The 13922-nt window shown below is 64.7% G+C and carries 12 protein-coding genes; 4 read left to right on the forward strand and 8 right to left on the reverse strand.

Features of this window, described 5'->3' with window-relative positions; all coding sequences use genetic code 11:
- Positions 1–3123: an efflux RND transporter permease subunit gene (locus tag P3T18_RS22780; RefSeq protein ID WP_429302225.1), complete on the reverse strand. Its 3123-nt coding sequence runs from the start codon at positions 3121–3123 to the stop codon at positions 1–3.
- Positions 3120–4274, reverse strand: a complete 1155-nt coding sequence (locus P3T18_RS22785; RefSeq protein WP_429302226.1) for an efflux RND transporter periplasmic adaptor subunit — start codon at positions 4272–4274, stop codon at positions 3120–3122. Before P3T18_RS22785 ends, P3T18_RS22780 begins: the two co-directional genes overlap by 4 nt.
- Positions 4275–4491: 217 nt before the next feature.
- Between P3T18_RS22785 and P3T18_RS22790 the strand changes: the two genes are divergently transcribed.
- Positions 4492–5109: a TetR/AcrR family transcriptional regulator gene (locus tag P3T18_RS22790; protein WP_429302227.1), complete on the forward strand. Its 618-nt coding sequence runs from the start codon at positions 4492–4494 to the stop codon at positions 5107–5109.
- A gap of 165 nt (positions 5110–5274) precedes the next feature.
- On the opposite strand, the gene P3T18_RS22795 is transcribed toward P3T18_RS22790, so the two are convergent.
- Positions 5275–5487 carry a hypothetical protein gene (locus P3T18_RS22795; protein WP_429302228.1) on the reverse strand — a complete coding sequence of 71 codons (213 nt, stop codon included), beginning with the start codon at positions 5485–5487 and terminating at the stop codon, positions 5275–5277.
- A gap of 264 nt (positions 5488–5751) precedes the next feature.
- On the opposite strand from P3T18_RS22795, the gene P3T18_RS22800 reads away from it, so the two are divergent.
- Complete coding sequence (locus P3T18_RS22800) at positions 5752–6804, forward strand: LysR family transcriptional regulator (protein ID WP_429302229.1); 1053 nt, start codon at positions 5752–5754, stop codon at positions 6802–6804.
- Positions 6805–6996: 192 nt separating this feature from the next.
- On the opposite strand, the gene P3T18_RS22805 is transcribed toward P3T18_RS22800, so the two are convergent.
- The 5 genes from P3T18_RS22805 to P3T18_RS22825 all read right to left on the reverse strand — a co-directional run bounded on the left by P3T18_RS22805 (position 6997) and on the right by P3T18_RS22825 (position 11847).
- Positions 6997–7227, reverse strand: coding sequence for a DUF2795 domain-containing protein (locus P3T18_RS22805; protein ID WP_429302230.1), 231 nt, complete (start codon positions 7225–7227; stop codon positions 6997–6999).
- Positions 7228–7288: 61 nt separating this feature from the next.
- The gene (locus P3T18_RS22810; protein WP_429302231.1) at positions 7289–7543 is read right to left on the reverse strand and encodes a hypothetical protein; all 255 of its coding nucleotides are present in this window, start codon (positions 7541–7543) and stop codon (positions 7289–7291) included.
- Between the two features lie 452 nt (positions 7544–7995).
- Positions 7996–9726 carry a ClcB-like voltage-gated chloride channel protein gene (locus P3T18_RS22815; protein ID WP_429302232.1) on the reverse strand — a complete coding sequence of 577 codons (1731 nt, stop codon included), beginning with the start codon at positions 9724–9726 and terminating at the stop codon, positions 7996–7998.
- Between the two features lie 46 nt (positions 9727–9772).
- On the reverse strand, positions 9773–10510 hold the full coding sequence (locus P3T18_RS22820) for a glutathione S-transferase (RefSeq protein WP_429302233.1): 738 nt from the start codon (positions 10508–10510) through the stop codon (positions 9773–9775).
- A gap of 239 nt (positions 10511–10749) precedes the next feature.
- Positions 10750–11847: a YeiH family protein gene (locus P3T18_RS22825; protein WP_429302234.1), complete on the reverse strand. Its 1098-nt coding sequence runs from the start codon at positions 11845–11847 to the stop codon at positions 10750–10752.
- 118 nt (positions 11848–11965) lie between these two features.
- Between P3T18_RS22825 and P3T18_RS22830 the strand changes: the two genes are divergently transcribed.
- Both P3T18_RS22830 and P3T18_RS22835 read left to right on the forward strand, forming a co-directional pair.
- Positions 11966–12901 (forward strand): LysR family transcriptional regulator, encoded by a 936-nt coding sequence (locus tag P3T18_RS22830; RefSeq protein WP_429302235.1) that lies wholly within the window; start codon positions 11966–11968, stop codon positions 12899–12901.
- Between the two features lie 171 nt (positions 12902–13072).
- Positions 13073–13873, forward strand: coding sequence for a sugar phosphate isomerase/epimerase (locus P3T18_RS22835; protein ID WP_429302236.1), 801 nt, complete (start codon positions 13073–13075; stop codon positions 13871–13873).
- Positions 13874–13922 lie beyond the last annotated feature (49 nt).

A 13922-nucleotide genomic window follows, 5' to 3' on the forward strand; every position in this document is an offset into this window, starting at 1 on the left:
TCAGTTCCCCGAATGCTTCAGGCCGGCCGGACCCGGCGGCTCGCGTTCGTCGCCACGCACGCGGAACCATGCGGCGTACAGCGCGGGCAGATAGAACAGGGTGAGAACGGTCGCGCTCGTGATGCCGCCCATCAACGCGGTCGCCATCGGCCCGAAGAAGTTCGAGCGCAGCAGCGGAATCAGCGCCAGCACGGCGGCGGCGGCCGTCAGCGTGATGGGCCGGAAGCGCCGCACGGTCGCGCCGATAATGGCGTCGATACGGCGATGCCCCGAGGCGATGTCCTGCTCGATCTGATCGACCAGGATCACCGAATTGCGCATGATGATGCCGAACATCGCGATCACGCCGAGCATCGCCACGAAGCCGAAGGGCTGGCCGAACAGCAGCAAGGTCAGCACGACGCCGATCAGTCCGAGCGGCGCGGTCAGCACGACCATCAGCACGCGCGCGAAACTCTGCAACTGGATCATCAGCAGCGTGAGAACCGCGATGATCAGGATGGGTATTTGCGCATTGATCGACGCCTGTCCCTTGCCGCTTTCCTCGACCGCACCGCCGATCTCGATGCGATAGCCGACCGGCAGCGTCGCGCGGATCGGGGCGAGCGCGCGGTCCACGCCATGCGTGACGTCGATGCCTTGCGCGCCCGGCGCCACGTCGGATTGCACGGTGATGGTGGGCTGGCGGTCGCGCTCCCAGATCACGCCGTATTCGAGGTCGTTGCGCAGATGGCCGAGCGTGCCGAGCGGCACGGGACCGTTCGGCGTGGGCATGGCCAAGGTGACGAGTTTCGCGGGATCGACGCGTTCGCTTTTCGGCGCGCGCAGGTCGACGCTGATCAGCTTGTCGCGCTCGCGATACTGCGTGACGGTGTAGCCGGAGAGCGTCATGGCGAGAAAGCTGGAGACGTCTTCCGAGGTGACGCCGAGTTCGCGGGCCTTCTTCTGATCGACCTCGAAGCGCACCGAGCGCTCGGCGGGTTCGTCCCAGTCGAACTGGACGTTGCGCGTGCCGCGATCGGCGCGCAGTGTTGCGGCCACGCGTTCGGCGATCGAACGCACGGTGGCGATGTCGTCGCCGCTCACGCGGAACTGCACCGGATAGCCGACCGGCGGACCGTTTTCGAGGCGCGACAGACGCGTGCGGATCGCCGTGAAGTTGTCGCGCAATTGCGGCTCGAGCCACTGCGCGAGCTTCTCGCGGTCTTTCACCGATTTGGCGGTGATCACGAACTGCGCGAAATTCGGCTGCGGCAATTGCTGGTCGAGCGGCAGATAGAAACGCGGCGCACCGGTGCCGACGAAGTCGACCGTATGATCGATTTCGGGCCGGCCCTCCAGCACTTTTTCCAGGCGCTGCGCCTGCCGCAAGGTGGCCTCGAACGACGCGCCTTCGGGCAGGCGCACGTCCACCAGCAACTCGGGCCGGTCCGAACTCGGGAAGAACTGCTGCGGCACCAGCGTGAAGCCGGCCATGGCAATCGCAAACAGCACGACGGTAACGATCAGCACGACGAAGCGCCGCTCGATGCACCAACCGATCCAGCCGCGCAGCCGCTTGTAGAAGCGCGTGTCGTAGATGTCGTGTTCGTGATCTTCGGCTTCGTGCGCTTCGCGTTTCCGCTCCGGCAGCATGTGATAGCCGAGCAGGGGAATCAGCACCACGGCGGCGAGCCACGATGCGATCAGCGCGATGGCCGAGACTTCGAAGATCGAGCGCGTGTATTCGCCCGTGCTCGACTTGGCGAGCGCGATCGGTAGAAAGCCCGATACGGTCACGAGTGTGCCGGTCAGCATCGGAAACGCCGTGCTGGTGTACGCATAGGCTGCCGCGCGTGTGCGGTTCCAGCCCTGTTCGAGTTTCACCGACATCATTTCGACGGCGATGATCGCGTCGTCCACCAGCAAACCGAGCGCGAGCACCAGCGTGCCGAGCGATACCTTGTGCAGGCCGATGTCGAACAGATACATGCACAAGGCGGTGACGGCGAGCACGACCGGAATCGAAATCACCACCACCATGCCGGTTCGCACACCGAGCGAGATGAGGCTCACCACCAGCACGATGGCAACCGCCTCGGCCACGGCTTCGAGAAAGTCGTCGACAGAACCGGCGACCGCGTGCGGCATGCTCGACACTTCGGTGAGTTGCAAACCGGCGGGCAATGCCGCGCGCAGCTTCGCGGTCTGCTGGTCGAGCGCCTTGCCGAGACGGATCACGTCGCCGCCCGGCTGCATCGTGATGCCGATGCCGAGCACGGCCTTGCCGCGCGAACGCATCTGCGTGACGACCGGATCGTCGTAGCCGCGTTTGATGGTGGCGATGTCGCCGAGACGGAACGAGCGGTTGTTGATGCGGATCAGCGTGTCGGCGAGTGCGGCGACGTCCTTGTACTGGCCGGTGGGACGCACGAAGACGCGGTCGTCGGTGGTGGTCAGGGTGCCGGCCGGCGCCACGCTGTTCTGCGAGTTGATGGCCTGCCCGAGCTGTTGCGGCGAAATGCCGAGCCGCGTGAGCTGCGTGTTGGCGATCTCGATGTAGATGTGCTGATCGGGGTCGCCGAAATAGTCCACCTTGCCGACACCCGGCACGCGCAGCAGGACGGTGCGCAACTGGTCGGCGTAGTCGTGCAGTTGCGCAGGAGAAAAACCGTCGCCTTCGAGCGTGTAGATGTTGGTGTAGACGTCACCGAATTCGTCGTTGAAAAACGGGCCCTGAATGCCTTGCGGCAAGGTCGCGGAAATGTCGCCGACCTTCTTGCGCACCTGATACCAGGTTTGCGGCACGTCCTTCACGGGCGCCGAGTCTTTCATCGAGAAAAACATCAGCGATTCGCCGGGGCGCGAGTAACTGCGCATGAAATCGACGTCGGGCGTTTCCTGCAGTTTGCGGCCGATGCGGTCCGTCACCTGCTCCTGCACCTGGCGCGCGGTGGCGCCGGGCCAGAACGTACGGATCACCATCACGCGAAACGTGAAGGGCGGGTCTTCCGACTGGGCAAGGCGTGTGTAGGAAAGAATGCCGAAGGCCGTCGCGAGCGCGATCAGAAACACCACCAGCGCCTGATGGCGCAGCGCCCACGCGGACAGGTTGAAGCGTCCCTCTTCATGTGGCGAACTCATGAAGCGAAGTCCTCGGGATGCAGCGGCGCGACCACGCGGACTTTCTCCCCGGCGCTGACCGTATGCACGCCTTGCCACACGACGCGCTCGCCGTCCTTCAGGCCGCCGCCGATCACAATGGTGCGTTCGTTATAACGGCTGATGCTGACGCGGCGCAGTTCGAGCGCGTCGTCGCCCGCGCGCACGACCCACACGGCCGGCTGCGTGCCGTCGTGGAACAGCGCGGTGGCGGGCACCACGAACGACGCATTGCTCTGGCTCGCAGCGGACGCCGGCGACGGCGCGAGGGCGATGTCCGCGGTCATGCCGAGTCGCACGTCCGGGCCGGGATTCTCCAGCGTGAGTTTGGCGCGATAGGTGCGGCTCTGCTGATCGGCGGCGGGCGAGAGTTCCCGCACTTTTGCGTTGAAGCTGCGCCCGGGCAGTGCGGCGAGCGTCACCTTCGCGTTCTGGCCGACCGCCAGCGCGACCAGCGCGTTCTCCGGCACGTCGCACACCACGTCGACTTCGCCGCTCCACGCGAGGTTGTAGACGGCCTGGCCGGCGGACACGTTCTGGCCGGTGTCGGCCTGCTCGGCGGTAATCACGCCGGCGTGATCGGCGACGAGCGTGGTGTATTGCAACTGGTCTTTCGACAACGCCGCCTGCTGGGCGGCCTGATCGCGCTGCGCGAGGGCCGACGCGTAGGCGTTGGTGGTCTGTTCGAGCTGCGCCGGCGCGATCAGGTTTTCTTTCGCCTGCGCCTGGTCGCGGTCGAGTTGCTGTTTTGCGTAGACCAGATTGTGCTGCGCCGAGGCGAGCTGCGCCTGGTTGCCGGCTGCGTTCTTCTGCGCGTCGGCGGGGTCGAGGCGGGCGACGATCTGTCCGTTTTTCACGGTGTCGCCGAGACGAACCCGCCGTTCGATGATCTTGCCGCTCACCCTGAATGACAGCGGCGTCGAATAGCGCGCCTGCACTTCACCCGGCAGGGACGTGGCCGTCATGGCGCCGCCATCGGCGTGCACGGCAGCGGCGACGACGGGACGCGGCGCGGGCGCGGCGGCTTCTTTCTTCGAACACGCAGCGAAGGTGACGAGGCCGGCGAGCGCTACAGCAAGCGCGGCACGGCGCAGGTAGACAGACTGAACTTCGGGACGGGACGGCGGGCGCATCGCCTTCGACGCGGGTAGACCGGGACGCTTCACAATTACCCCAACAGGAGACAGCGAACGAACACGGCAAGCCCAACGGCCCGCCAGCGAGGGCGCGCAGCCGGATCATGCAATCCGCATACGCACCTGACTTCGGATGTAAAAATGCATTCTAATACACACCTGTATTTGAATGTCGTGGTGAATCGGAATTCTTTTCGGTGCTAGACTGGCGCCCATGAAAAGGCAACGACTCACCCGCGAGCAGAGCAAAGACCAGACGCGCGCGCGTCTGCTCGACGCTGCGCAGACAATTTTTATGAAGAAAGGTTTCGTGGCCGCGAGTGTCGAAGACATCGCGGGCGCGGCGGGATATACGCGCGGGGCGTTCTATTCAAACTTCCGCAGCAAGAGCGAGCTGTTTCTGGAACTGCTGAGACGCGATCACGAAATCATGCAGGCGGGCCTGCAGTCGATCTTCGAAAGCGCGGCGTCGCGCGAGGAGATGGAACAGCGCGTATTGAGCTACTACAGCAACCTGCATCGCGAGAACAAATGCTTTCTGCTGTGGGTCGAGGCGAAGTTGCTGGCGGTGCGCGACGGGCGTTTCCGGGTGCGCTTCAACGCGTTCATCCACGAAAAACTGGAGCAGCTGAGCGCGTATATCCGCGAGTTCTCGGGGCGTTTCGGCACGCCGTTACCGCTGACGGCGGAAACGTTGGCAATGGGGCTGATGGGTTTGTGCGATGGCGTGCAGTTTTTCTACACGGTCGATCCGCAGCATGTCACGGCCGAAGTGGCCGAATCGGTGCTGGCGGGATTTTTTGCGCGGGTGGTATTTGGGCGCGACGCCTGAACGGCGATGCGCTGCAGGCTGTGGCCGATGAGCGGCCAGCCGCATTGAGCTGACGGCTCAAGCACGTATATCAAGCACGTGCATTGCGCATGTGCTGCGTGATTTCTCCGGAACGGCGTTCGCCGTTCCAGCATTTTCCTCGACCGACTGATTCGATCCGGCCGTTCAGTTGCCCGGCAACTGGGCGCAGGCGTCCGCCACCGGCGTGGCGCACACGAACGAATACTGGCCGCTATAACGCAGGACTTCCTCGCCGGCGTGCAGCACGACCTTGATGTCCGGGCAGCGCTCGTAGGCGATAAACGCCGAGCAGGCCGCCGCGAACCAGCAAACCAGAGAAAACGCGATTTTTTCGTAAAGCTGAAGACGTTCGGGCATGGCAGTAAGCAGTAATTTCCTTTAGCCGCCATCATACCAGTTTGTTAGGGTTTATACCTACACGTTAACTATTGGTGCATTTTCGCGGAATGCGAAGCCGATTTGCGCCCGAACCTGTCCGGAATGTCATCTTCAGGTCAGGGTTGGGACATGGTGCGCTCGCTACAATCGGATCGTTGGGCAACCTGCGCGCGCTTGGCCGCGCGGGTCGACAGAGGCGGCAGCGTCGCGCCGGCCCGGCTTCACCGAGGCAGGAGTCGTCCCATGAACCAATTGCAGTCGATGCGTGTATTCGTCAAGGTGGCCGACCTCGGCAGTTTCGTCGGCGCGGCCAATGCGCTGGATCTGTCCACGGCGGTCGTCACGCGGCACGTTGCCGATCTGGAAGGCAGGCTCGGCGCGCGTCTCCTGAACCGCACTACGCGCCGTCTTTCGCTGACGGAGTCCGGCACGACCTATCTCGAACGTGTGCGCCATATTCTCGACGACCTCGAAGGCGTCGAGCAGATGGTCGTCGCGCGTAACCATGAACCGGTCGGCACGCTGCGCATCGTCGCGCCGGTCGTGTTCGGGCTGCACAGTCTGGCGCCGGTCGTGCAGTCGTACGCCGCGCGTTATCCGGACGTGGTGCCGGACGTGACGCTGGTGGACCGCCACGTCGATCTGGTCGAAGAGAGTTTCGATGTCGGGATTCTGGTGGCACGGCAGATGCGCAGCGCGAGCATCGTCACGCGCCGTTTAACCACCGGTCACATGACGGTTTGCGCGACGCCCGCGTATCTTCAGGCGCACGGCACGCCGACTCGCCCGGAGCATCTGCTGACGCATCCGTGCCTGAGCAGACCGTCGGAGCAGGGCAGTGACGAGCGCGTGTTCACCGGACCCGAGGGCGAGGTACGCGTGCGGCCGAGCACCGCGATCGCCGCCAACAACACCGAAATGCTGCGGCAGTTCGCGCTGCTCGGCATGGGCGTGGCGATCCTGCCGTCGTATCTGATCGGCCGCGATCTTGCCGCGGGTCGCCTGGTGGCCTTGCTCGACGACTACCATCTGCCGAAAATCGAAATCACGATTGCGTATCCGAGCCGCCTGCATTTGCCGGCCAAAGTACGCACGTTCATAGACCATCTGGTCGAGCATTTTCAGCAGAACGAGGAGGCGGCGCGCCGTTCGCAGCACGTCGCGCCACTGCGTGCAGTCACGAGTTCGCCGGCTTACGACGACGATCTGCCGCCGTCCGCGCTGCCCGACGACACCGTGCGTCCGACGCGCAAAACCGCGTCGTCCACGCGATTCGCGGCGTCTTCGCCGCTGTAGGCGTCGGGGCCGTCTTCACGGCGGCCCTGGCGGATACATCAGAACGGTGGAAAGCGAGTGGGGTGTGGGTTTCACGCGGCTGCGTGGAACCGCGTCGGATTGCGCGCGAAAACTGACGCAATCAGAGAAGAGGTAACGCAGACAGCCCGACGCAATCAGCAACGCGCGCCGGGCGAAAACCTTCAATACCGCTCAGCCGCTGACCCCAGGCCCATAGTTGCCGCCCACCAGACGCGTGACCGACTCGATGTCGGTGTAGTCCTGTTCGGGCATGCCGTCCAGCATGGCGACGAGTTCGTTGCTCGCGCCGGCTTCGCGCGCGGCGTCGACGAGCGCATCCTTGTTGGTCGGAAAATGGACTTCGCGCAAAAGGTCGGCGATCTGCAGATCGATGGATTCGCCGGGAAAAGCCGATGCGGTCATGCGAGCACTCCTGCTGGAGAGGGAAAGGACATGCCGCGCGCCGACCGCCACGATGGCTGCATCACGTTTGCAGATGCTCGTTCTGGCCGGTAAAGCTGTGTCCGGGATGGCGCGATTTGGGCAGCGCGATGTGCTGCCACTGTTGCGGACGATTATCGTCCGTGGCGGCAACATCGGGCGCCGCCGGCGCCACGGGGGCGGCGTTGGCGCGTTCGGCCAGACTATTGGCGGTCGTGCTGTCCGGTGCGGTATGCACCGGCGCGGCAAAACACGACGCGGATAGCGTAACCATGGTCAACAGCGTCGAGGTTTTCATCGCGCGACCTCCAGGGCTCAAGCGGCGCTAACGAGTGAGCAAACGCTGTGCCGCCTCCGCGTCGAAGAAACGGCCAAGCTGCGCAGGCCCGCGTACGAAGCCATGCGCTCCTACTATCTTAGTTGTGCAAATCCCCCGGCGCACGGACAAATCCGTCAAAACGCTATTGTAGATTCCGCATGATGGCAGGAAAAAGGCAGCAGCGTCGCGAACGGTCGTGCGCTGAAAATGCTGCGATGCGACATGCGTCGAGCGCGGGGTTTTAGGTCTGTTTTCTGGCGCCGCGACTCGAACTGCTTCCGCCGCGTGGACTTCCGGCCGGCGGCGCGTATGGCGGCTCAGCCTGTGCCATTGTCCACACCGCCTCGTCATCCCACGCGAGACGTACGCTCATTGCATTGTAGAAAATCCGCCGCGCTTTGCATGGGCCTTGCACGCGCGCCCGGCAACGCCTAACGCGTCGGATTCATGCGGAAATACGCGTCCAGCAGCGAAGTTTTGTAGACCACGCCGGCGAGTTTCGGATTCGCCGCGCTTTCGATCACCGGCAGGCGCTCGCCCTGGAACGCCATGAAATGCTGGAGCGCGACGCCCAGGGGCATGTCCGGCGTCAGCACGTCGAAGTGGCGCAGATAATCCGCGGCGGTGCGCGCGGCGGTGTCGCGGTTTTCGAGCAGATCCGAGGTGATGTCCTTGAGTGCGACGACGCCGAGAAATGCGCCGGATTCGTTGGCGACGTACAGATACTTGACCGGATATTCGAGAAACACGCGCGTCATGTCCTGCACGCTCGCGCCCGGCGGCACGACGGTTTCGGCGGGGCGGATCAGTTCACGCATCTGCGTGGCGCGCAAACGCGAGCGCTCCTGCTCGTCGCGATTGCGGCGCAGCGTGATCTCGTACATCGACGTCTTGCCGATCGCGCGCGACACGAAATACGCCACCACGCAGGACAGCATCAGCGGCAAGACGACCTGATAGCTGAGCGTCATTTCGAAGATCATCAGGATCGCCATCAGCGGCGCCTGAGTAGCGCCCGCGAGGAAGGCGCCCATGCCGACCATCGCGTAAGCGAACGGCGCCGAGGTGCCGTGCGGCCACAAGGCATGCATGCCCTGGCCGAACAGCGAGCCGACCACCGCGCCGACGAACAGCGTCGGGGTGAAGACCCCGCCGATCGCGCCCGAGCCGGCCGTCGCAGCGGTGGCGACGAGTTTGAACACGAGCACCAGCACGAGCGCGCTCCAGGTCCACGGCGAATGCAGGATCGAATTGACGACGCTATAGCCGTTGCCCCACACCTCCGGCGACCACACCGACAGAATTCCCACCACGAGCCCGCCTAGCGCGAGCCGCAAGGGCAGTGGCACGGGCAGCTTGCGAAAGCCCGCTCGGGACACTTCCAGCAGCCGCAAAAACTGCGGCGCTGTGGCGCCGCACAGCAGGCCGAGCGCGACGAACAGCAACACCTCGACCCCCGCTACTTGCGGAAACACCGGCATCTGGTACGGCGGCTGATAGCCGGCGAACTCGCGCATCGTGATGTTGGCCACCACCGCCGACACCACCACCGGCCCGAAGCTTTCCATCGCGATCGAACCGAGCACGATCTCGGTGACGAAGAACGCGCCCGCGATCGGCGCGCTATACGCCGACGTGATACCGGCCGCCGCGCCGCATGCCACCAGCAGGCGCAGTCGCGGCGGATCGAAATGCACCCAGCGTCCGATCAGCGACGCCGCCAGTGCCGCCAGTTGCACCATCGGACCTTCGCGGCCGATCGAGCCGCCGCTCGAAATGGTGAACAGCGAAGAAACGCTGCGCCACAGACTCAGCTTCACCGGCACCACGCCGTCGCCGATCGCGACGGCTTCCATGTAATCGACGTGATTGCATTTGTCGGCGTGACGCTGGGCGATCAGCAGGAAGAAGCCGGCGATCAGGCCGCCGGCCGCCGGCATCCAGAAACGCACGGTCCACGGCAGACTGCGCGCCATTTCGACGAAGCTACCCGACTTGCCGACCGCGGCGAGTTGCAGCAAGGCGATACCTTGCCGGAAAGCGATCGTGGCGAACGCGCCCGCGACGCCGACCACCACCGACCATACCAGCATGGTATGAGCGTCGGAGAAACGGAACAGTTGTTGGGCGCGGGTGCGCAGCTTCAGCAGAAATGAAAGCACGTCGGTGGTGGGCGTGTTAGGTGGTTGGAAGGCGGGGCACCGTGCGTCAGGCGGCGGCTTTGTCGAGTTCGGGATAGTGCCGGAAGATGCACGCTTCGTTGTGTTCGAGGCGGCGTTCCGACTCCAGATACGCGGCGATGTTCGGCCGCGCGATGACCGCGTCGTGCAGCGCGGCGAGCCGCGGGTAATGCTCGCCGAAACGTTTGAGCGCGCGCGGAAAGGCGTACAGCAGGCCGTCGATCAACTGAAACATCGAGAGATCGACATACGTGAGCGCGTCGCCGACCATGAAAGTGTCGCCGGCCGGATTCTGTTTCAGCACGCGCTCGAAATAGCCCATGAACTTCGGAATGCGGTTGTCGATGAAGTCGTGCGCGCGCACTTTGGCGGCGTCTTTCTGGTCTTCGTAATACAGCGCGCTGGCGAGCGGATGATGCGTGTCGTGCGCTTCCGTCACGACGTCGGCAATCGTGAGTTGCAAACCGTTGGCGACGTAGCGTAGACCTTCGTCTTTCGGCGCGAGTCCGAGCTTCGGGCCGAGATAGAAAAGAATATTGGCGGTCTGCGCGATCACGAGGTCGCCGTCTTTCAGGAATGGCGGCGCGTACGGCGGGTGCGGCTCGGCGCGGTCGTTCATCACGTTCATCATCGCGCCCGTGCCGAGTCCGTCCGACTTCTCGCCGCGCGCCACTTCCACGTAATCGGCGCCGGCTTCTTCCAGCGCCAGCCGTACGAATTCGCCGCGGCCTTGCAGGCCGTCCCAATAGTAAAGTTCCAGGCTCATCGTTCGTTCCTCATTCCGGTTGCACTTCGGGTGGTGTGAACGGGCTACCGCAGCAACCAGTATGCCGCGCGGCGCCGCCGGAATGTATGTCAGATCGTGGACGTGCGCGCAGGTTTGCCGACGCGTGCGCCAATCGGTGCGCAGGTCTCGCGTGCCGTTGCGTGCAACACGCGTCCGGATGCCGGCCTGAACGCACGAAACCCCGCACGCGGCGGGGTTCGTTTGAGGGTGAAGTGCGTCTAGCCGAGCAGGTGCTGGACAGCCCATGTGATTCCCAGTCCGCCTGCAATCAGCCATACGTAGAGAATCAGACCCGTGGTCAAGGCGCGCGGACCGGCCTGGCGAATCTGCGCGATGCGCGTTTCGATGCCGAGCGCCGTCATGGCCATCGTGAGCGCGAAGGTGTCGAGCATGTTCAGCGTGCTGGTCGCGCTTTCCGGCAACACGTGCAGCGAGTTGACGATGACGAAGCCAAGAAAGCCGAGCGCGAACCAGGGAATCGCCAGCTTGCGTGCGCCTTGCGGCTGGCCGTCTTCAGCCGACTTGCCGCGCGCCGAGCGGTTCACCCACACACCCACTACCAGCAGCACCGGCACCAGCAGCATCACGCGCGTCATTTTCACGATGGTGGCGATGTGCGTCGCTTCCGGGCTCACGTTGCTCGCCGCGCCGACCACCTGTGCGACTTCGTGAATCGTGCCGCCGAAGAAGAGGCCCGCGCCGACCGTGTCGAGATGCAGCCAGCCGGCTTTCAGCAGCACCGGATACAGGAACATCGACAACGTGCCGAACAGCACGACGCTGCCCACCGCCATGGCGCTCTTGTGCGGCTTCGATTGCAGTGTCGATTCGAACGCGAGCACGGCTGCCGCGCCGCAGATCGCGCTGCCCGCGGCGGTCAGCAGTGCCGTGTCGCGGTCGAGCTTCATGATCTTCATGCCGGCCCACGTACCGATTGCCAGCGTACTGACGACGATCAGCACCGATTCCGCGAGGCCCGGCAAACCGACCTGGGCGATTTCCTGCAGGCTCACGCGCAAGCCGAAGAAAGCAACCGCGATGCGCAGCAGTTTGCGCGCGGAAAAGTTGACGCCGGCCGCCCAGCTCTCCGGCATGCCGTCGCGCAGCGCGTTGCCGTAGATGGCGCCCGCCACGATACCGACGATCAGCGGACTCAAGCCGAGTCCGGCGATGGCCGGGATGGCCGCGATGCGCGTGACGGCCGCGGCGAACAGGGCCACGAACAGGATGCCGTTCAACTGGCCGCGCGTGGACGACGGTGCGGCAGAGGACGTAGCAGCGGGCGTGGCAGAAGCGGTGATAGGAGCAGTGGACATGGCGGAGCGCCTTTCTGTGACTGACTGATTCGATGGGCTTATCCTAAATTAGATATATCGATATGAAAAATCATGATTTAGGATGTAAAGTATCGGTTGAACTGATACTTCACGTGCCATGACCCCAGACCAACTTATAACGTTCGCCGCCGTCGCCGAGCATCGCAACATCAGCCGGGCGGCGCTGGCGCTGCATCTGTCGCAGCCCGCGGTGTCAGGGCAGTTGCGGCAGTTGCAGGACGAATTCGGCGAACCGCTGTATCAGCGGGACGGCCGTGGCGTGCGGCTCACGCCGGCCGGCGAGCAGCTGGCGAGCTACGCCGCCCGTCTGCGTGACACCTGGCGGCAGGCGCACGCCTACCGCGACGCATTGCGCGGTCTGGAGCAGGGCACCTTGCGGATCGGCGCGAGCACGACGCCGGCGAGCTATCTGCTGCCTTATCTGATCGCCGACTTCCGTCAGCGCTTTCCCGACGTCACCCTGCATACCGCCGACGGCAACACCACGGAAATCGTCGGCGCGCTCGGTTCGGTGGACATTGCGATGATCGAAGGTCCGGTGAGCGCCGATTTGCCGCCCGATACCGCGGTTCACGCGTGGCGTCAGGACGAGATCGTCGCGATCATGCCGGCCGGGCATCCGCTCGCCCAGCGCAATGACCGGACCGCCGGGCCGGCAGACGGCGGTGTCGTGGCGAGCAATGCGAAGGTCGAGCTGGCGGCGCTCGGCGGTCATCCGCTGGTGGTGCGCGAGGCGGGGTCGGCCGTGCGGCAGATCGTCGAGCGCGCCTTTGCGCGGGCCGGCGTGCCGATGCGAGTGGCGCTGGAAATCGCCGGTGTGGAAGGCGTCAAGGAAGCCGTGCGGGCCGGCATGGGCATCGGTTTCGTGTCGGCCATGTCGATGCGGCATGAAGACGGCGCGTTGCGTCTTCTGTCGCTGAGTCCCGAGCCGCTGACGCGCCGGCTGTCGATTCTCGTGCCGCACGCCAGCGCACCGTCGCGCGTGGTCGAGCAGTTTCTGGCGCTGTGTCTCGCGGGCGAAGCAGCAGCGTGAGAATGGGCGCCGAAGGGCGCGCCTGGGGATTTCCACTATGGTGCATCGCTACGCGCCCGGCGCACTATTCGGTATTGAAAGCGCTGCGGCGCATTTTTTTGGCTGGAATCTGGAACCGGTTCCAAGCAGTTCAACGAACAATGTGGCAAGTACCAGGGCTGGTGATTCGACATGGCTGACGCTTTGGATGTAGTGATCGTGGCAAGCGCTTTTGGCATGGACGCGGTGCGCGCGGCCGGCCATGCGCGTTGGGCGCACGCGGCGGCAGCGGCCGGCGCGCGCGGCTTCGAGGTGCGCCGCGAGCTTTTCGCGGACCAGGCCGACGCGTCCTTGCCGGCGCTTCGCGCACTCGGCGAGACGATCGACGGACTCGGCCTCTGGTCGGTGTATTCCACGCCCGATTCGCTATACACCGGCGCAGGCGAACTCGATCTCGCGGCGCTGCGTCTCGCGTGCAGCGAGGCCGACGCGCTCGGCGCGCGTTTTGTCAAATTGCAACTCGGCGGTTTTGGCGGCGCGGGCGGCATGGGCGGTGCGTGTGCTCAAGCGCACGGCAGCGCGATTGCCGAGGCGACGCGCGGCATGCAGGCGCGGCTCGTCGTCGAAAACGGGCAACTGGCCGAAGGCGGATCGCTCGCGCAATTTACCGGGCTCTTCGAGGCGCTCGCGCGCGAAGGTCACGGCGACGTGCTCGGCATGACCTTCGATATCGGCAACTGGGCCTGGCGCGACGTCGCGCCGCTCGACGCAACGAAGCCGCTGGCGGCGCATGTCGAATACATCCACTGCAAGACGGCCGTGGGCGAGGGTGCGCGACGTTTTCCCGCCGCGCCCGCCGCCGACGATCCGCAATTCGCAGCGGTACTGAACAACCTGCCGCGCGACGTCCCGCGCGGCATCGAATTTCCGTTCGATACGAACCGTATCGATTCGGACGCGGCGCATTACGTCGCATGGCTGGCCGCCGCCTGACGGCGGCATGCAGGACCTGAGAGAGCAATCGAAAAATACGCCTGACGGA

The organism is Paraburkholderia sp. GAS199 (assembly GCF_050436585.1).
Taxonomy (GTDB): domain Bacteria; phylum Pseudomonadota; class Gammaproteobacteria; order Burkholderiales; family Burkholderiaceae; genus Paraburkholderia.